This is a genomic window from Micromonospora sp. CPCC 205539, from assembly GCF_036906815.1.
Lineage (GTDB): Bacteria > Actinomycetota > Actinomycetes > Mycobacteriales > Micromonosporaceae > Micromonospora.
Map to the genome: position 1 here is coordinate 61,610 of NZ_JBAKHW010000026.1, position 15,602 is coordinate 77,211.

Genomic DNA, 15,602 nt, shown 5'->3' on the forward strand with positions numbered 1-15,602 from the left:
CGGGTCGCGGACGTGGATCGAAGTCGCCGAGCCACGGGTGCCGAACCGCCTGACACGGCCCGGGTCCGTGAGTTCGTCCGCGCCGAGGCGAACGGCCGATGAGGCACGGGGAGTTCCGCCACTCCCGATTGGTCCAGGTGTACGACGCCGAGTGCGTCTGGGGGCCCGACGACGACTTCTTCCGGGCGGTGGTCGACGAGACCCCGGCGGCACGGGTCCTCGACCTGGGCTGCGGCACCGGCCGGCTGACCGTCGCCCTCGCCGCCGCCGGCCACACCGTCACCGGGGTCGACCCGGCCGCAGCATCCCTGGCCGCCGCACGCCGCCGCCCGTCCGGCGACCGGGTGACCTGGATCGAGGGCACCTCGGCGCTGCTGCCGGACCGGTCGTTCGACGTGGCGGTGCTGACCAGCCACGTGGCGCAGTTCTTCGTCGACGACGACGAGTGGGCTCGTACCCTCGATGACCTGCAACGGACGTTGGTGCCCGGCGGCCGGCTGGTGTTCGACGCCCGCGACCCGGCGGACCGCCGGTGGGAGCGGTGGAACCCGGTCGACTCGCGGCGATCGATCGGGCTGCCGGACGGCGGCGAGGTCGAAGCGTGGACCGAGGTGGCCGGGGTACGCGACGGCGCGGTCAGCTTCATCCACCACTACCACTTCGCCGACGGCGAGGCGTTGCTCAGCTCGGCGACCCTGCGTTTCCGCAGCGAGGCGCAACTACGCGACTCCCTGGCCGCGGCGGGCTTCACCGTCGAGGCGATCCACGGCGGCTGGCACCGCGAGCCGATCGGCCAGGGCGACGGTGAACTCCTGGTCATCGCGCACGTCGGTGGGCTGGCACCGGTTTCCTAGCCTGGGTTGTATGGCGAACATCGCGTACGACCGCAAGGAGCAGGTTCAGCAGATCGAGAGCGGACTCCTCGACGGTGAGCAGATCATCGCCGTCTACGACGCCGTCGGCACCGGCACCGGGTTCATCGGGCTGACCGACCGACGCGTGATCATCCAGGACCGCTCATTCGTCGGCAAGCGGTACGCGATCACCAGCATCCCGTACTCGAAGATCACCAGCGTGAGCGTGGTCAGCAACAAGTCCTGGGGCGGGGCGTTCTTCTCCACTGGTGCGATCGCCATCCACGTCGGGACGCACACCTACGAGGTGGAGTTCCGGGGCGCGCAGAAGAGCCACCACGTGCACAACGTCATCCTGCACCACATCTCCTGAACACCCGGCCGTCGAGGGCTCGGCGAGCGTAAATGCCTTGCCGAGCCCCGGCGGTCTCTGATGTCCTCACTCGACAGCCGCGCGAAGGGAGCAGCAACCATGCCGGAAAAGACGAAGTCCCCCCGATCGAACGTCATCCGACTTGAGGAATCGAGGCTTCGTGAGCAGGTCTGCTCCAACCACGGCGTCGCAGGCGCGCGCCGCTGACCCCCTGATCCACCCCGGCGGCCAGTGATGTCGGTCTTCGATGATCCCGGGCTCTTCGGCCGACTGTGGGCCGCCGGCTATGACGACGGACCCAACCCCGACCCAATGCCGGCCGTCGACTTCCTGGCCGACCTGGCCGACGACGGCCCAGTTCTCGAGCTGGCGATCGGCACCGGCCGGATCGCACTGCCGTTGGCCGAGCGCGGCCTGACCGTGCACGGTGTCGAGGCATCCGAGGAGATGCTGGCGACGATGCGGGCCAAGCCCGGCGGCGACCGGATCCCCGTCGTCGTCGCCGACATGGCGGACGTGCCGGTGCCCGGCCCGTTCCGCCTGGCGTACCTGGTCTTCAACACGCTGTTCAACCTGGTGGACGCCGAGCGGCAGGCGGACTGCTTCCGCAATGTCGCCCGGGTGTTGGCGCCCGGCGGCGCGTTCGTCATCGAGACGTTCGTGCCCGACCCGCGGAGCTTCGACCGGGATGAGCAGGTGCAGGTCCGTGCCGTGAGCGAGGACTCCGCGACGATCCGACTGCATCGGTACGACCGGCCGGCGCAGCGGTTCATCCGGCAGACCATCACCTTCGACGGCGAGGGTGTGCACCTGAAACCCTTCGCCATGCGGTACGCCTGGCCGCACCAGATCGATGCGATGGCCGAGCAGGCGGGACTCCGGCTCACCGAGCGGTACGCGGACTGGCACCGTCGGCCGTTCGAGGCCGACAGTCCATCGCACATCTCCGTCTACCGGGCGGGCTAGCGACGCGCCTGCGGCTTGGCGCAGCGCGGCGCTTGATCGACTCCGGTTCCCGGAAGTCGGGGTATCACAGCCCCGACGACACCCCGATGTCAGGGAACCGGAGTCGATCTCGCCGCCCAAACGGCAGGGGGTCCCCATGGGAGCCGGTGCCCTCGAGGAGGGGCTGCTCCAGAAGAGCGTGGTCGGCATGTACATGCCCGGGTTCGACCTCGACGCGTCGATCGACAACTACTTCGAGTCGCCCGAGTGGAATGACCTGATCTGCAAGTGGGAGGCGCAGGTCCGGGCCGTCGTCGACCGTAAGGGCCTGCCGCCGCAGCTCTACTGACAGGGGCGCCACTGCCCGCCCTCTTTGACCAGCGGCAATACCTGCGTGGCCTGCGCCCCGGTCGTGTCCTGGATGTACCGGACGGTTACCTCCGCGCGAACCTTGCCGTTGTAGTTGGCGACGTACACCCCGGTGACCTCGTAGCTCCTGATCTTCAACTGAGCCGACTGGACGCGGGTGAAGTCCGCCCGGGTGACGGCGTCGCGCGACTTCTGGCACAGCCGCCCGTAGGCGCCGTCGTAGTTGGCGGCCATCAGGTCGTCCAGGTACGCCGTGGTGGCCTCGCGGGCCGGGCCGGCAGCGTTGTTGTAGGTGCGGTAGAGCCAGGTCCCGCCACCGACACCGCACAGACAACAGAGTGCGAGCACCACGGCGACGACAATCAGGACGGTACGGGTGGTCCGGCTGGCTTTCGGCGTGGGCACAGGCATCGGCTCGTACGTCATGCCTGCGATGGTAGGTAAGCCGCAACAGTTGCCGGCTCCCCTTACGATCGGGACGGCTACGCATCGTCCTGTCGTACCTGGCGGGCAGGATGCGGGGCATGACTTCTCCGCAGCGGCACCACGCCATCGACTACGTAGAGCTCACGGTCACCGACCTCGACCAGGCCAAGCGGTTCTACGCCGAAGCGTTCGGGTGGCAGTTCACCGACTACGGGCCGGACTACGCCGGCATCCGTAGCCCCCACGGTGACTCCGCGCCCGAGGTGGGTGGTCTGCGCGCCGACCATGAGGTCCGGGCGGGCGGCCCGTTGGTGCTGCTCTTCTCGGCCGACCTCGACCAGTCCGTGCAGGCGGTGCAGGCCGCCGGCGGCCAGGTGGTCAACGGGCCGTACGAGTTCCCCGGCGGCCGCCGGTTCCACTTCACCGACCCGAGCGGCAACGAGTTGGGCGTCTGGGCCGAGAAATAGCGCGCGCCAACCGCGCTGTCAGATGCCCTCTGCGTCCAAGTCCTGCTCGCGTCTCGCTTGGTCATAGACAGCATCGGGGACGTCCAGCGACTCCCGCTGTAGCGAGTTGAGGCCCTCGGTCAACTGGGACAACCGCTCGTACGCCTCCGCTGGACCGATCGAAGCCGTCTCGAGGCCCAGCTTGAGGATGTCCATCTCACGCTTCAGGGCGGCGTACGCGGCCCCGGCGTTGCGGTGCTTCTCGGCGCGCTCGGAGAACTTGAAAAACGTCTGCAGCGAAGCAAGGACCGCGGCCAGCAGCGACAGGGCGCCGGCGAGAATCACCCACGCGGTCTGGGGCTTGCTTGAGATGTTGGCGAAGATGGAGGTGCCGACGATGGCCGTCGAGACGACGACCGGAATGCCGAGAAAATTGTGCCACCAATTGGCACGTTTGCCGGCTAGGTACTGAGCGCGGGAGCTCCGATGAGCCCGCAACCTCAGCCGCTCCAACAAGGTCAGCGCCGTAGGACCCTCGCCCTGCTCCCCGCCAAACGCTACGGCGGTGTCCCTGTCCACCAGCCACCGCCCCTTCGACATCGACCAAACTAGCTGACACTCGCCAGCGCGCAACCCTGCTCCGGCGCTACTCAGACCACTCCAAGGTTGAAGGCGAGTTCGGTGATCGTCCCAGGCGCGTCCGGATCGCGGGCCACCCTCGCGACCACCTCGCGGGCCGCGCTGGTGAGGTCGTCGGTCTGGAGGTAGGCACGAGTGGCGTCGACCAGGTGTGCGGCTCGGAAGATCGACGGGCAGCCACCGCCACCCTCACGCTGGGATGCACTCAGAGTCCGTCCCGGCGGAAGCTCGGCAGTCGCGTCCCACCGAGCGCTTGGCATGATCGCGTCGTGGACGTTGACGAATGCCTTGACCGCTTCGGCCTTCACCCGCCCGCCGCCGACCTGCCGCACATCAGGGACATCCTCGAAGCCCAAGCGGATCTTGATCAGTACGACCAGGACACAGACCTCATGAATCTGTGTTGCTTGCAACTGTTCAACGCCGGCCAGCTCACCGACGTGCTCACCATCTGGCAGGCCAAGGAATCAAGCTGGGACGCCCACTGCTCGATTGACGTCCAACTGCTGTGCGGAGCAGGGCTCAACGCCACGAAGGCGTACCTGGAGGCCGACGGCTCCGAGGACGCGGCCGAGGCATTGCGCTACCTCCGTGAGTGCGAGGTCACTGGCGACTTCGCCAACTTCTCGGTCGAGGAGCAGACACGCTGGCGGACCGAGTACTACCTCAGCTGAGCCGCATCCCGATCCGCCCACGTTGACGAGGAGTCGGTGGGCTCATCCGACGCTGCCCCGCCCAACCGGGGGGATCGTTCTCGGCCCATCCTCAACCCCGAAATACCAGAGGGTGCCCGCTGGGGCGGGTGGCAGGTCCCCGCGTACAAGGTCAATCAGTGCCTGTCCGAGATCCGCAATCGGCTGCGTATCGAGTGCCTCGATAGGTGACCGCCACGGCAACTTTTGGTCGTCAACGATTCGCCACCCTTCGATCTCGGCGCGGGTGACAGCGTCACGTTGACGCAGCCGCCGGCTGGCCTCGGAAACCATTCCCAGCAACTGCTCTCGCTGGGAGTCGTTCAGGTCAAGGTCCAAGTCCAGGTACGCGTGAGCGCCGAGCAGGGCGTGCCGACGAAGCTCGACGAGCGTGGGCGCCAGCCAAGGATTCTCCGGCTCCGCCGCGAGCGCTTCTTCCCCGACTTGTACCGTCTGGGCCAGCAAGATTCCGAGGCTGACGTCCCAGGCCCACATGCTGCATCCGCGGAAACCCACGGGGACGGTCCTGCTCATCAGATTCTCCCAACTCCTGGCTTTCGTGGCCGGCGCAAGCGTGCTGATGGCGCGATGATCGACGCTTCGGTGTTCAGCAACGACCGATCGGTCCACGGATTCGGCTACCGCTGGCTCGTATGGTCGCAGGCATGATCGGCAGGGTGCTCGCCGCCACGGCACGCCACAGGCGCGTTGTCTTGGCACTTGGGCTGTCGCTGGCGGGAGTGACCGCTGCCGCCGTCGGGTTTGTGCCGACCTTCGGGCGGCATTTGTTCTGGCCAGGGCTCTGTCTCACCCTGGCGGCCATGGTCCTGGCGGTCATCGCCATGGGAACCCGTCCGGCCCACTTCGTGGTGCAGCCAACGACTCCGGCCTTCGCCACCCCCGCACCGACGTGGAAGGTGTTCTTCGCCCTCGGCTACCTCGGGCCCACATCGGTCAACATCGGCGCATTGGTGCGCTCGGCCAGGCAGGGCACGATGTCGACGTTCGACCTGAGTATTGATGTCGGTTGGTTCCTGCTGGCCGCATTGCTGGTCGTCGAGGCGTGGCGGGGTCACGGGATGCAGCTCCGACCTCACGGGCTATGGCAGAGATCCCCTCTCGGCTCCCTCACCGTGCCGTGGGAGGCCCTACGGGCGGTGCGGAATCCCCCGGGCACCAATCGCCCCCTGTGGGCTCCGGATGGCGTTCGCGGAGCCACGGCTCGTTCGACGGCGTGGCATTCCGTGGAGCCGGGAGGCTCTTCGCACGGACGGCGTCGACGCCGAATTCCTTGTGGCTGTGATCGGGGACTACATCAGTCACCCTGAGCACCGCGCTGCGATCGGCAGCCAGGCCGAGTACGAACGGCTTCTGGCCGGGCAGCCCCAGCGGGGGATTTGTGTGGGCCCTGCCAAGAGATACGGCTGATGCCCCGAGGTACGGAAGCCGACCGCGACAGCTTGGTTCGGATTCTCCGAGTCGGACCAGGCGCGAAATCGCGTTCCGGTCCACCCGTCGCCAGGCCAGTGCGAAACTGGGTGCGTGCCAGCGCCGTCGGCGCCTCGGCACCGGTCGACCCGACCCGGCAGGTGGTCAACAATGTCCAACGGCAACGAGATTCGTCCCTACCGGCTCGACACGCCGGAGGAAGCGATCGCCGACATGCACCGCCGGATCGCGGCCACCCGCTGGCCCACCCGCGAGTTGGTCACCGACCGCTCCCAGGGCGTGCAGCTAAAGACGCTCCAGGAACTGGCCCGTTACTGGACGACCGATTATGACTGGCGTGCGCTTGAGGCACGGCTGAACGCCCTGCCGCAGTACACGACCGAGATCGACGGCGTCGAGATCCACTTCATCCACGTGCGGTCGCCGCACGAAAACGCCCTGCCCCTGATCATGACGCACGGCTGGCCAGGATCAGTCGTCGAACTGCTCGGGGTCGTCGGCCCGCTCACCGATCCGACGGCGCACGGCGGACAGGCCGAGGACGCCTTCCACCTGGTGCTGCCGTCCCTGCCCGGCTACGGCTTCTCGGGCGAGCCGGCCGTGCTCGGGTGGAACGCCGCCCGCATGGCAGGCGCGTGGGCGCAGCTGATGAGCCGCCTCGGCTACACGCGTTACGTCGCCCAGGGGGGCGATGTTGGCGCCGCCGTCACGGACGCGATGGGCCGGCAAGCACCCGAAGGGTTGCTCGGGATCCACGTCAATCTGCTCGCCGGGGCGATCGGTATCAAGGACAAACTGCCAGCGGAGTCCGAGCAGGAACGCACCACCCTCGACGCGCTCAACGCGTTCACGAAGGACGGCTTCGGCTACTTCCTGGAGCAGTCCACCCGGCCGCAGACGATCGGCTACTCACTGCTGGATTCGCCCGTCGGGCTGGCGGCCTGGATGCTCGACCACGACACGGACAGCTACTACAAGATCTCCCGCGCGTTCGTCGACGGCAAGCCGGCCGGCAGCCTCACCCGGGACACCATCCTCGACAACATCACGCTGTACTGGCTGACCGGCACCGGCACCTCGGCCGCCCGGTGGTACTGGGAGCAAGGACGGTTCCAGGCGGCAGCCAGCGCGGCGGGCCAGGCTCCTCCGCCGGTCACCGTCCCGGTGGGCTTCACGACGTTCCCCGGCGAGATCTGGGCCGCCCCGCGCAGTTGGGCCGAATCGGTCTACCCCGGCCTCGCGTACTTCAACGAGGTCGACAAGGGCGGCCACTTCGCCGCCTGGGAAGAGCCGGAGCTCTTCACCACCGAGGTGCGGGCCACGTTCCGGCCGCTGCGGTAATCCTGAGCCCGCTGCCACAGGTCATCCCAGCCCGGTGGGCACAGGGTGCTCGAGGCGCAAACGACCCTGACCAAGGGCGCGTGGGGCCATTCAGGATCCGGTCGTCTGGTATTTCCGAAGCGCAGCTTCGGCGAGCTGGATGAGGTAGGTGTCGCCACCGGGTTTGTTGCCCATCTCCTGCACGACCACCAAGGTGGTTCCGATCCGGACGACGATGCTGTCGCATTCCAGCACGTCAGACCCGGACGTCATGCTGCAACTGACGTGGACACTGTCATCGCCCAACCGCGGCCCTGTTGCGAATGCGAAGCGGTAGCTGCCGCCGACGCCCTGGCCGGTCGACGCGACGGTGGGGCAACGGTCGATGATGGTCCGTAGGTCGGTCATTGCTCGTCGTGCACCGTCATCGGTGTACGTCCTGAGGACTTCGCTCCCCACCCAGAGGCCATCCGGATCCGCGTCATAGCTGAGGGTGGCTGCGGCCATCTCCGACGGAGTCCCGGTGAGCCGCGTGGCTGACAGCAGCGGGATCAAGCTGGTCGAACAGGAAACTCCGACGCCTGGGCGTTGTTCTCCAGCATCCTTCGGCAGCACTGTCGCGATCTGCACAGAGAATCCGGGCGGCACCGAGTCCGTGGCGACCAGGCGCGCGGATAGCGTCGCGGAGTAGCCCGATCCGCCGGTCGCCGGAACTGCTGGCGAAGTTAATTCCGTGACTGTGGCCGAGCCCGTCGCTGGCGGGCTAGAGGGTGCTTTGCCCGCCGATCGATCCGCTGTATGAGCCGTTGACGAACCGCACGCGGCCACCATGCCGACGGCCAGTACAGCGGCTAACCCACGCAGCACCATCCTGAGCACCGGGCAGACCCCACCTCTCGCGCGAGACGCGTCAGGCTAGCAGCGCGCGTCCGGTCGACGCCTTTCAACGGTGGGCGTCGTCGAGCTGCCTTCTATGGCACTTAACCACTTCGGCATGGAGCAGCTGCGCGACCTTGCCATCTGGCTGGCGATGTATGAGCCGGTCGGCGATTACCTGCCGATGGCGGCTGCTCACGCTCTAACCCGAGGTGTTGACTCTCCGAGCCTGCGTGATCTCGCTGGCCTCTCGAAGGGCCAGTCACGGGAAGCCGTTGACCTGTTCCGGCAGGCGATGGACGAGCTCGGCTTCCGGTCCCGGACAAGAGCAGCGCCCGGCTACACCTCATGCGTAAGGCAGCGGCGAACATCGTTGCTGGAAAGGGCGACCCCGAGGACCTGGCCCACGAGATTTACTGGCAGGCGTGCTACTCCGGAATGCCGGAGCTGCGAGCGGTGGGCGATCGCTTCTTCGAGCCGTACGCCGGATGGGGCGCAACGAATGACCAAGCAGAGGAAGCGGTAGCGGCCATGAAGGCAGCTGCGCAGTCGTTCCTTCGCGACCATCCAGCAGATGACCCGACTCCTTGACCCCCAGGCAACCATCACAACTTGTTGACCTGCGGCTATGTGAGGTTGAGCTGCGGCAACAGTGCACCTACGTCCGCAGACCTCCGCTGGTATTCGTCCCCTTTGTCTCAGTTCGTCACCCACTCAGCGTCGTTGACTTCCATAGCGGTTTCGGTCAGCCCTCAGAGCCTGACTCCACTGGCTATGGTTGGCGCCATGATTCTTCGTCACATCACGATTGACTGTGCCGATCCCTACAGGCTGGCGACCTTCTGGAGTGAGACGACGGGATGGCCGGTGTCCGACGTGGACGTGCCGGGTGACGACGAGGTGCTCATCGAAGCTCCCTCGCCCGTGCCCGGCATCCTGTTCATCCGGGTGCCCGAGGCCAAGACAGTGAAGAACCGTATGCACTTCGACTGGCAGCCGACGGATCTGACCCGCGACGATGAGGTGGAACGCATCATCACCCTCGGGGCGAAGCTCCACGAGGACCACCGCACCGCCGACGGACGCGGCTGGGTCACGCTGCTCGACCCTGAGGGCAACGAATTCTGCATCGAGCAAGGTAAGGACCAAGCGACGGCACAAGCTTGACCAGCGGCACGTCCGTAGCGTCCGTCGTCGGCCGTCACGTCCTGGTCGTCGCCGCGGTGGGCGCACCTTCGTTCGTCGCCGTCCGCGATAGTTGATGTCAGCGGTAGACGTCGGACCGGCCGCACCGGCTGACCAGCACGGCAGCGCTGACCCTGGTCAGGTGGGCTCGTAGGGCCTCGGGGGCGGCGGCGACCAGGCCGCGCATCTGATTCAAGGCCGCGGTGCGGGCCTTGACCGCTCCTCGACGGGCGACCCGCAGGGCGCGGATCGCCTCAACCGGCCCAGTGCGGGCCTTCGGCGTGCCCATCGCGGTGCCCAGCAAGGGTCGCTCGGGCGGCGGCGATCGCGTCGATCGGATCGGACTTGCCCTGTGCGCGGCGGGCGCGGCGGTCCGGCCGGTCTACTTCCGTGACGACGATCTTTTTGCTGGTCAAGTAGCGGGCGAGGCCGGCCCCGTAGCTGCCGGTGCCCTCCACGCCCACGGCAGTCACTCGCCCGAAGGAGCGCATCCAGGCCAGCAGATCCGCGTAGCCGGCGGTGGTCGCTGGGAACTCGGCGTCGGCCAGGAGCCCGCCGGTGCCGTCGATGACAGCGGCGTGGTGGGTGTCGCGGTGGGCGGGAACCTGATTCGCGGGAACCGCCATGTCAGAGGCGGTGAGTAGCTTCTATGCAACACCGACAACCACGCCGAGGAAGGCCGCAGATGGAGCTACCGCTCAGGCGAGTCGAGCGCACCGAGACGCCCGTCATGTTCGTGGCCGCCAGAGACGGATCAGACGAGATCGGGCCAGCCTGGGACCACCTGGAGACCATGCTCGGGTCGCTGCACGGGCGCAAATTCCTCGGCGTGTTCGACGACTCCGGCATCTACCGCTGCTGCGTACGAATCCGAGACGGCGACGACCCTGACCAACTCGGCCTGCAATCAGGCGTCGTGCCGGGCGGCCAATACCTGAGCGCAACCGTGCGTGGTCCCCAACCCGCCGCCTACGCCCTGCTCACCCCGACCTTTGAACAGCTGCGGCGCTCCGGGGAACGAGACAACGCCCGCCCCAGCATCGAGTACTACCGCCGCCACGACCGGATCGACCTGCTCATGCCGATACGAGGCCGAGCCTGAACCGACCCCCCTTGTCCACGGCCCAACTAATGATCGTCTAGCCGGACGTGTCACCCACGTCCCGAGACTGATCTGTCACGCAGGTCCTGAGACCCGACACCTCCGGCAGGCGGCCGGTCGTGTCCCGCCTGGTGCCCTACGCCGGCGTCCCACGAGACGCTCGGCATGATCGCCGTGGGCAGCATTTGTCGGTGGGTGAGTTAAGCCTCCAGCGGCTTCCAGCGCTTGATGACAACCGGTTCGGTATGCGGGGCAGGCCATACCTGTACCCGAAGTCGCTCCATGGTCGCCGGATCGTCGTCGGATTCGATGCCGAGACGGTCAGCCTCGATCAGATTGCTTCTCGCGGCTCGAACGCGAATCGATCCCGCTGCTACCCCGAACCGTGCAGCTTCCGGCTCGTAGTCGGTGCAGCCCATGACGACGAGCCGGCCGGAGGGAACTTGCAGGCTTCCCTCCACGACATGGTCGAACTCCGCGCTGTCGTCTTCTGGCGCTGCCTCCAACACCTCCACGGTCACGGCCACGTTGACGTTGACGGTGGTGCCGACGGCCATGGCGTCCGTGTCGACGGCAAGGTTGTTCAGCACGGCCTCTTCGGTCCAGGCATTCCCCAGATCGGTCGCGGACCCGTCATCGAGCAGATGGATCTGGTAGTAGTCCGCGAAGAGCTCTAGTTCCGTGGAGACCAAGTCACCCTCCCAGTCTTGTGCCCAGCGACGTCTCGCCGCAGACCAAGGTCGACTGTCAAGCATCAGGTGGGACTCGACGCTCCGCAGGCGGCCAGCGGTTGGATCAAAGGATCGCCGGCCTGTCGTTGGAGGGGTCCGCAGTACCTTTGCCCGAACTCGGAAGGACGCACCCGCCGCGCCGTCGATGACGCGTGGGGTTGTGCCAACGATGCGCCCCAGGGCAACGACTCACCCGGCTGACCTGCGGGAACAGGCCGGATTCAGACGTTGAAGCGGAACTCCACCACGTCGCCGTCCTGCATGACGTACTCCTTGCCCTCGATGCGGACCTTGCCCGCCGCCTTGGCCGCGGACATCGATCCGTGCTCGACCAGGTCGTGGTACGAGACCACCTCGGCCTTGATGAAGCCCCGCTGGAAGTCGGAGTGGATGACACCCGCGGCCTCCGGCGCGGTGGCGCCGACCGGGACGGTCCAGGCCCGCGCTTCCTTGGGCCCTGCCGTGAGGTACGTCTGGAGCCCGAGGGTGCGGAAGCCGACCCGGACGAGCTGGTTGAGGCCGGGCTCGTTCTGCCCGATCGACTCCAGCAGCTCGCGGGCCTCCTCCTCGGGCAGGTCCACCAGCTCGGATTCGATCTTGGCGTCCATGAAGACCGCCTCGGCGGGGGCGACCAGGGCGCGCAGCTCGTCGAGGAACGTCTCGTTGGCCAGCTCGGCCTCGTCGACGTTGAAGACGTACAGGAAGGGCTTGGTGGTGAGCAGGTGCAGCTCGCGCAGGTGCTCCAGCTCGATCTTGGCAGCGGCGGCCCCGGAGTACAGGGTGGTGCCGCCGTCGAGCACCTCGATGGCCTGCTTCGCGGCGGTGACCGCGGCGGCCCGGTCCTTGCGGAGCTTGGCCTCCTTCTCCAACCGGGGCAGCGCCTTGTCCAGGGTCTGCAGGTCGGCGAGGATCAGCTCGGTGTTGATCGTCTCGATGTCGTCGGCCGGGGAGATCTTGCCGTCGACGTGCACCACGTTCGGGTCGGAGAAGGCCCGCACCACCTGGCAGATCGCCGAGGCGTCGCGGATGTTGGCCAGGAAGGCGTTGCCCCGGCCCTGCCCCTTCGACGCGCCCCGGACCAGGCCGGCGATGTCGACGAACGACACCGGGGCCGGCAGGATCTTCTGCGAGGAGAAGATCTCGGCCAGCTTGCCCAGCCGCTCATCGGGCAGCCCGACCACGCCGACGTTGGGCTCGATGGTGGCGAACGGGTAGTTCGCCGCCAGCACGTCGTTCTTGGTCAACGCGTTGAACAGCGTGCTCTTGCCGACGTTGGGCAGGCCGACGATGCCGATGGAGAGACTCACGACGGGCCAGCTTACGCCGGTGCCGCCCGGGCAGGTCCACGCGGCTCGGATTCTGCCGGGTCGGGCGAGCATTCGGTGGTCCCGTCCCTGGTGTCCCATTGCTACCCTCTTCGATGGCACAGGCGTGCGGGGAGGCGTTGTGGACCAGGTAGCGGAATTCGACCGATTGTTCCAGCAGACCCGGCAGGCGCTGGCGTCGATGCGGGCGACGGGTCCGGCACCCGACGATCCTGCCGCCGAGCCGGCGCGGGGCGCCGGCTCCGCTGCCGGTGGTCAGGTCGAGGTGGTGGTGGTCGGCCAACGAGTCGAGTCGGTGACGCTGGATCCCCGCGCCCTGCGGATGGGCGCCGAGATGCTCGGCGAACAGATCACCTTGGCGATCAACTCCGCCCTGGATGACCTGCGCCTCCAGGCCGGCGAAGCCGCCGTTGACGCGCCGGAGGTGGATCCGGCGGCTCTCGGCCGGCAGCTCGACGATTTGCAGAACGAGTCGGTGCGCAGCATGGCCGCGATGACCGAGGCCCTCACCGACGCGGTGCGGCGCATCCAGCAGACAGCGAGGTGACGACGTGCGCGACGACCTCCAGGTGCACCCACCCGCGCTACGCCAGGGCGGCAGCCACCTGGCGACGGTTGCCGAGCAGCTCGCCGCCCAGTGGGAGGCGCTGCGCGCACAGACTGCCTCGATGGGCGACGTCTTCGGTGACGACGACGTCGGCGGTCTGATCGGCATGTCGTACCAGGCCGCGGAGGAGATCGCGGCGGAGTGTCTCGGGTCGGTCATCGAAGGGCTGCGTGGCTTCGGCGACGGGCTGGGCCTGATGGCCGACCAGTACGACCTGGTCGAGCAGGACAACCACGCACAGTTCAACACGAGCTGGTAGGCGGACGACGATGGGCATCATGCTGCCCGGTGAACTCGCCGGACTGCTCAATGAACTGGGCTACACGTGGCCCAAGTCGGACGAGACGAAACTGTTCGAGCTCGGCCAGCTCTGGCTGGGGCTTGCCGATTCGATCCAGCAGGCGGCGGCGGAGGGCACAGCGGCCGCGCAGCGAGTGCTGGACGGCAACCAGGGCGACGCGCTCGATGCGTTCCGGCAACGGTGGGAGGCCGACGGCTCGTCGATGTCGGTGCTCCAGGACGGCGGCGCCGGAGCGCGGATGGTGGGCGCGACGCTCTTCGTGTGCGCGATCATCGTCCTCGCCCTGAAGATCAATGTGATCGTCCAGCTGGTCATCCTGCTGGTGCAGATCATCCAGGCGATCGCGACGGCCGCACCTACATTCGGTGCCTCGCTGCTGGAGATCCCGATCTTCAAGAAGCTCACCGACATGGTCCTCGGCATGCTGGTCGACCAGGCGATCGGTGTGGTCCTCGGATGACCTCGCCCCTGCCCGAGCTGTACATCGCCGTCGACGTGGAAGCGGACGGCCCGATCCCCGGGCCGTACAGCATGATCTCTCTCGGTATGGCCGTGTCCGGCCGTCCGGACCTGACCTTCTACACCGAGTTGCGCCCCATCTCGGCGGAGTTCGTTCCGGCCGCGCTGGCCGTCTCCGGCCTGGACCGGGACCGCCTGCTGCGAGAGGCGCCCTCCGCGGAGGAGGCGATGTCCGCCGCGGCGGCCTGGGTCAACGGGCTCCGCCGGATCGGGCGTCCGGTGTTCCTCGCCGCTCCCGCCGTCTGGGACGGCATGTTCGTGCACTGGTACTTCGTCCGCTTCGTCGGCCACAGCCCGTTCGGTGCCACCGGTTCCGGCATCGACTTGCGCAGTTACTGGATGGGGCTGACCGGCAGCGAATGGGTCCAGACCCGGAAAGGCAAGATCAAGCACGAGCTGGGCCTGCACGACGTACCGCACACGCACCACGCCGGGGAGGACGCCGCCGAACTGGCGCAGGTCTTCGACGCGGTGCTTCGCCGTCGACAGCTGGACGAGCCGGCATGACCGGGCGGCGGGACCTGCCGGACGGGGCCACGACGGCCGCCCGCGGCATCATCGCCCGCGCTGCCCGGAGCATGATGCGCAAGGCCGACGACGTGGCTGGCGAGGCGGCCGAGCACGCGGCCCCCCGGGCTGCCCGACGGATCCCGCAGGGCTTCACGGAACGCCAGTGGACCCGGTTCGCCCGGGGTGCCCGGCAGACTCAGCGGCAGGCCGGGCTCCCCGACGGCGACCTGGTCGCGCACGGCAGCCGGGTACGCGGCACCGCCCGCCCGGACTCGGACATCGACGTGGCGCTCATCGTGGACGACAAAACCTTCTTCGACCTCGCCGAACGCTCGCTGTCCCGGGCACCGGACGGGACCCGGCTGCGCAAGACCATGCTGCGCCGGATCAACGAGAACGGGCAGCTCGCGAGCTTCGACCTGGGCACCGATTTCACGCACCTGCGTCGTGAGCTGATGGACACGCACGTGCCGCACAAGGTGCAGTTCTCGGTGCTGCGCCGAGGCGGCAAGTTCGACAACGGCCCGTTCCTCCCGCTCGATTGAGCGGATCCGCATCTGGCAAGGTGACAGACGTGCAGACGACGTTGCAGTTCCTCATCATGGTCGACGGCCCGCTGACGGCGGCGGACCTGCTGGACCGGATCCGCACCGGCCTGCCCGACGCGGTGCCCTACCGACGGGACTCGGTGGACGTCCGCGGCAACCTGTTGGAGATCAACCCGAACGAGGGTGCGGACCCGCAGCTGGCCGCCACCGACGAGGACGACTACCTGTACTTCCCGTGGCGGGTGGAGCTGACCCCGATGGAGAGCTCCGTCGACGAGGGGCACCAGATCGCCCTGGCCCGAGAGCTGCTGCGCGCGCTCGGTGGGTCGGACGTGCGGGCAACCGTCTGCGCCGCGTTCGAGGACCGGGTCTGACCGGCCCGCGT

The 15,602-nt window shown here is 67.7% G+C and carries 25 protein-coding genes; 16 read left to right on the forward strand and 9 right to left on the reverse strand.

The genetic code is table 11. The features are described 5' to 3' along the window. Nucleotides 1–98 precede the first annotated feature (98 nt). The 4 genes from V6V47_RS22055 (at nt 99) to V6V47_RS22070 (ending at nt 2,521) form a co-directional block, all read left to right on the forward strand. Nucleotides 99–854, forward strand: coding sequence for a class I SAM-dependent methyltransferase (locus V6V47_RS22055; protein ID WP_334630194.1), 756 nt, complete (start codon nt 99–101; stop codon nt 852–854). 10 nt (nt 855–864) lie between these two features. After that, entirely contained in the window at nt 865–1,227 is a 363-nt protein-coding gene (locus V6V47_RS22060) for a PH domain-containing protein (protein ID WP_334630195.1), read from the forward strand. A gap of 234 nt (nt 1,228–1,461) precedes the next feature. Beyond that, entirely contained in the window at nt 1,462–2,193 is a 732-nt protein-coding gene (locus V6V47_RS22065) for a class I SAM-dependent methyltransferase (RefSeq protein ID WP_334630196.1), read from the forward strand. A gap of 136 nt (nt 2,194–2,329) precedes the next feature. After that, nucleotides 2,330–2,521, forward strand: a complete 192-nt coding sequence (locus tag V6V47_RS22070) for a hypothetical protein (protein WP_334630197.1) — start codon at nt 2,330–2,332, stop codon at nt 2,519–2,521. On the opposite strand, the gene V6V47_RS22075 is transcribed toward V6V47_RS22070, so the two are convergent. Then, nucleotides 2,515–2,967 (reverse strand): Rv0361 family membrane protein, encoded by a 453-nt coding sequence (locus V6V47_RS22075; protein ID WP_334630198.1) that lies wholly within the window; start codon nt 2,965–2,967, stop codon nt 2,515–2,517. The two genes, V6V47_RS22070 and V6V47_RS22075, sit on opposite strands and share 7 nt — an antisense overlap. 98 nt (nt 2,968–3,065) lie before the next feature. Here V6V47_RS22075 and V6V47_RS22080 point away from each other — a divergent pair, with 98 nt between their 5' ends. Next, nucleotides 3,066–3,434: a VOC family protein gene (locus V6V47_RS22080; RefSeq protein WP_334630199.1), complete on the forward strand. Its 369-nt coding sequence runs from the start codon at nt 3,066–3,068 to the stop codon at nt 3,432–3,434. An 18-nt stretch (nt 3,435–3,452) separates the two neighbouring features. Here the strand turns inward: V6V47_RS22080 and V6V47_RS22085 are convergent, their stop codons facing one another. Continuing rightward, complete coding sequence (locus V6V47_RS22085) at nt 3,453–3,992, reverse strand: SLATT domain-containing protein (RefSeq protein ID WP_334630200.1); 540 nt, start codon at nt 3,990–3,992, stop codon at nt 3,453–3,455. Nucleotides 3,993–4,063: 71 nt separating this feature from the next. After that, on the reverse strand, nt 4,064–4,465 hold the full coding sequence (locus tag V6V47_RS22090; protein ID WP_334630201.1) for a hypothetical protein: 402 nt from the start codon (nt 4,463–4,465) through the stop codon (nt 4,064–4,066). Here V6V47_RS22090 and V6V47_RS22095 point away from each other — a divergent pair. Next, nucleotides 4,460–4,726: a hypothetical protein gene (locus tag V6V47_RS22095; RefSeq protein ID WP_334630202.1), complete on the forward strand. Its 267-nt coding sequence runs from the start codon at nt 4,460–4,462 to the stop codon at nt 4,724–4,726. The genes V6V47_RS22090 and V6V47_RS22095 overlap by 6 nt on opposite strands. Before the next feature lie 42 nt (nt 4,727–4,768). Here V6V47_RS22095 and V6V47_RS22100 read toward each other — a convergent pair whose 3' ends face one another. Further along, nucleotides 4,769–5,278: a hypothetical protein gene (locus V6V47_RS22100; RefSeq protein ID WP_334630203.1), complete on the reverse strand. Its 510-nt coding sequence runs from the start codon at nt 5,276–5,278 to the stop codon at nt 4,769–4,771. Nucleotides 5,279–6,343: 1,065 nt separating this feature from the next. Here V6V47_RS22100 and V6V47_RS22105 point away from each other — a divergent pair. Next, nucleotides 6,344–7,534 carry an epoxide hydrolase family protein gene (locus V6V47_RS22105; protein WP_334630204.1) on the forward strand — a complete coding sequence of 397 codons (1,191 nt, stop codon included), beginning with the start codon at nt 6,344–6,346 and terminating at the stop codon, nt 7,532–7,534. 90 nt (nt 7,535–7,624) lie between these two features. Here the strand turns inward: V6V47_RS22105 and V6V47_RS22110 are convergent, their stop codons facing one another. Further along, nucleotides 7,625–8,143, reverse strand: a complete 519-nt coding sequence (locus tag V6V47_RS22110; RefSeq protein WP_334630205.1) for a hypothetical protein — start codon at nt 8,141–8,143, stop codon at nt 7,625–7,627. Between the two features lie 594 nt (nt 8,144–8,737). Between V6V47_RS22110 and V6V47_RS22115 the strand changes: the two genes are divergently transcribed. Next, complete coding sequence (locus V6V47_RS22115; RefSeq protein ID WP_334630206.1) at nt 8,738–8,980, forward strand: hypothetical protein; 243 nt, start codon at nt 8,738–8,740, stop codon at nt 8,978–8,980. Nucleotides 8,981–9,175: 195 nt separating this feature from the next. Further along, a complete protein-coding gene (locus tag V6V47_RS22120) occupies nt 9,176–9,556 on the forward strand; it encodes a VOC family protein (protein ID WP_334630207.1) in 381 nt (126 codons plus the stop codon). Between the two features lie 97 nt (nt 9,557–9,653). On the opposite strand, the gene V6V47_RS22125 is transcribed toward V6V47_RS22120, so the two are convergent. Both V6V47_RS22125 and V6V47_RS22130 read right to left on the reverse strand, forming a co-directional pair. After that, nucleotides 9,654–9,863, reverse strand: coding sequence for a hypothetical protein (locus V6V47_RS22125; RefSeq protein WP_334630208.1), 210 nt, complete (start codon nt 9,861–9,863; stop codon nt 9,654–9,656). Beyond that, entirely contained in the window at nt 9,829–10,200 is a 372-nt protein-coding gene (locus V6V47_RS22130; protein WP_334630209.1) for an IS110 family transposase, read from the reverse strand. The genes V6V47_RS22125 and V6V47_RS22130 overlap by 35 nt, the downstream gene beginning before the upstream one ends. Nucleotides 10,201–10,259: 59 nt before the next feature. Here V6V47_RS22130 and V6V47_RS22135 point away from each other — a divergent pair, with 59 nt between their 5' ends. After that, complete coding sequence (locus tag V6V47_RS22135) at nt 10,260–10,676, forward strand: GyrI-like domain-containing protein (RefSeq protein ID WP_334630210.1); 417 nt, start codon at nt 10,260–10,262, stop codon at nt 10,674–10,676. Between the two features lie 200 nt (nt 10,677–10,876). On the opposite strand, the gene V6V47_RS22140 is transcribed toward V6V47_RS22135, so the two are convergent. Both V6V47_RS22140 and ychF read right to left on the reverse strand, forming a co-directional pair. Beyond that, complete coding sequence (locus tag V6V47_RS22140) at nt 10,877–11,368, reverse strand: hypothetical protein (RefSeq protein WP_334630211.1); 492 nt, start codon at nt 11,366–11,368, stop codon at nt 10,877–10,879. A gap of 260 nt (nt 11,369–11,628) precedes the next feature. Beyond that, on the reverse strand, nt 11,629–12,714 hold the full coding sequence (ychF, locus tag V6V47_RS22145) for a redox-regulated ATPase YchF (protein WP_334630212.1): 1,086 nt from the start codon (nt 12,712–12,714) through the stop codon (nt 11,629–11,631). A gap of 139 nt (nt 12,715–12,853) precedes the next feature. Between ychF and V6V47_RS22150 the strand changes: the two genes are divergently transcribed. The 6 genes from V6V47_RS22150 to V6V47_RS22175 are packed head-to-tail and all read left to right on the forward strand — an operon-like array spanning nt 12,854 to nt 15,591. Next, nucleotides 12,854–13,279 (forward strand): YbaB/EbfC family nucleoid-associated protein, encoded by a 426-nt coding sequence (locus V6V47_RS22150; RefSeq protein WP_334630213.1) that lies wholly within the window; start codon nt 12,854–12,856, stop codon nt 13,277–13,279. A gap of 4 nt (nt 13,280–13,283) precedes the next feature. Beyond that, nucleotides 13,284–13,598: a type VII secretion target gene (locus V6V47_RS22155; RefSeq protein WP_334630215.1), complete on the forward strand. Its 315-nt coding sequence runs from the start codon at nt 13,284–13,286 to the stop codon at nt 13,596–13,598. A gap of 10 nt (nt 13,599–13,608) precedes the next feature. After that, complete coding sequence (locus tag V6V47_RS22160; protein WP_334630216.1) at nt 13,609–14,100, forward strand: WXG100-like domain-containing protein; 492 nt, start codon at nt 13,609–13,611, stop codon at nt 14,098–14,100. Next, nucleotides 14,097–14,666 carry an exonuclease gene (locus V6V47_RS22165; RefSeq protein WP_334630217.1) on the forward strand — a complete coding sequence of 190 codons (570 nt, stop codon included), beginning with the start codon at nt 14,097–14,099 and terminating at the stop codon, nt 14,664–14,666. Before V6V47_RS22160 ends, V6V47_RS22165 begins: the two co-directional genes overlap by 4 nt. After that, on the forward strand, nt 14,663–15,214 hold the full coding sequence (locus V6V47_RS22170; RefSeq protein WP_334630218.1) for a nucleotidyltransferase domain-containing protein: 552 nt from the start codon (nt 14,663–14,665) through the stop codon (nt 15,212–15,214). Before V6V47_RS22165 ends, V6V47_RS22170 begins: the two co-directional genes overlap by 4 nt. 29 nt (nt 15,215–15,243) lie before the next feature. Beyond that, on the forward strand, nt 15,244–15,591 hold the full coding sequence (locus tag V6V47_RS22175; RefSeq protein WP_334630219.1) for a hypothetical protein: 348 nt from the start codon (nt 15,244–15,246) through the stop codon (nt 15,589–15,591). The last annotated feature ends 11 nt before the right edge of the window (nt 15,592–15,602 follow it).

What these genes read in the sequence shown, in the direction of transcription:
- V6V47_RS22070 (WP_334630197.1), top strand. Translation starts at nt 2,330, where the DNA reads ATGGGAGCCGGTGCCCTCGAGGAGGGGCTGCTCCAGAAGAGCGTGGTC.
- V6V47_RS22105 (WP_334630204.1), top strand. Translation starts at nt 6,344, where the DNA reads ATGTCCAACGGCAACGAGATTCGTCCCTACCGGCTCGACACGCCGGAG.
- V6V47_RS22135 (WP_334630210.1), top strand. Translation starts at nt 10,260, where the DNA reads ATGGAGCTACCGCTCAGGCGAGTCGAGCGCACCGAGACGCCCGTCATG.
- V6V47_RS22080 (WP_334630199.1), top strand. Translation starts at nt 3,066, where the DNA reads ATGACTTCTCCGCAGCGGCACCACGCCATCGACTACGTAGAGCTCACG.
- V6V47_RS22100 (WP_334630203.1), bottom strand. Translation starts at nt 5,278, where the DNA reads ATGAGCAGGACCGTCCCCGTGGGTTTCCGCGGATGCAGCATGTGGGCC.
- V6V47_RS22120 (WP_334630207.1), top strand. Translation starts at nt 9,176, where the DNA reads ATGATTCTTCGTCACATCACGATTGACTGTGCCGATCCCTACAGGCTG.
- V6V47_RS22115 (WP_334630206.1), top strand. Translation starts at nt 8,738, where the DNA reads ATGCGTAAGGCAGCGGCGAACATCGTTGCTGGAAAGGGCGACCCCGAG.
- V6V47_RS22165 (WP_334630217.1), top strand. Translation starts at nt 14,097, where the DNA reads ATGACCTCGCCCCTGCCCGAGCTGTACATCGCCGTCGACGTGGAAGCG.
- V6V47_RS22075 (WP_334630198.1), bottom strand. Translation starts at nt 2,967, where the DNA reads ATGACGTACGAGCCGATGCCTGTGCCCACGCCGAAAGCCAGCCGGACC.
- V6V47_RS22060 (WP_334630195.1), top strand. Translation starts at nt 865, where the DNA reads ATGGCGAACATCGCGTACGACCGCAAGGAGCAGGTTCAGCAGATCGAG.
- V6V47_RS22170 (WP_334630218.1), top strand. Translation starts at nt 14,663, where the DNA reads ATGACCGGGCGGCGGGACCTGCCGGACGGGGCCACGACGGCCGCCCGC.
- V6V47_RS22160 (WP_334630216.1), top strand. Translation starts at nt 13,609, where the DNA reads ATGGGCATCATGCTGCCCGGTGAACTCGCCGGACTGCTCAATGAACTG.
- V6V47_RS22065 (WP_334630196.1), top strand. Translation starts at nt 1,462, where the DNA reads ATGTCGGTCTTCGATGATCCCGGGCTCTTCGGCCGACTGTGGGCCGCC.
- V6V47_RS22125 (WP_334630208.1), bottom strand. Translation starts at nt 9,863, where the DNA reads ATGGGCACGCCGAAGGCCCGCACTGGGCCGGTTGAGGCGATCCGCGCC.
- V6V47_RS22055 (WP_334630194.1), top strand. Translation starts at nt 99, where the DNA reads ATGAGGCACGGGGAGTTCCGCCACTCCCGATTGGTCCAGGTGTACGAC.
- V6V47_RS22130 (WP_334630209.1), bottom strand. Translation starts at nt 10,200, where the DNA reads ATGGCGGTTCCCGCGAATCAGGTTCCCGCCCACCGCGACACCCACCAC.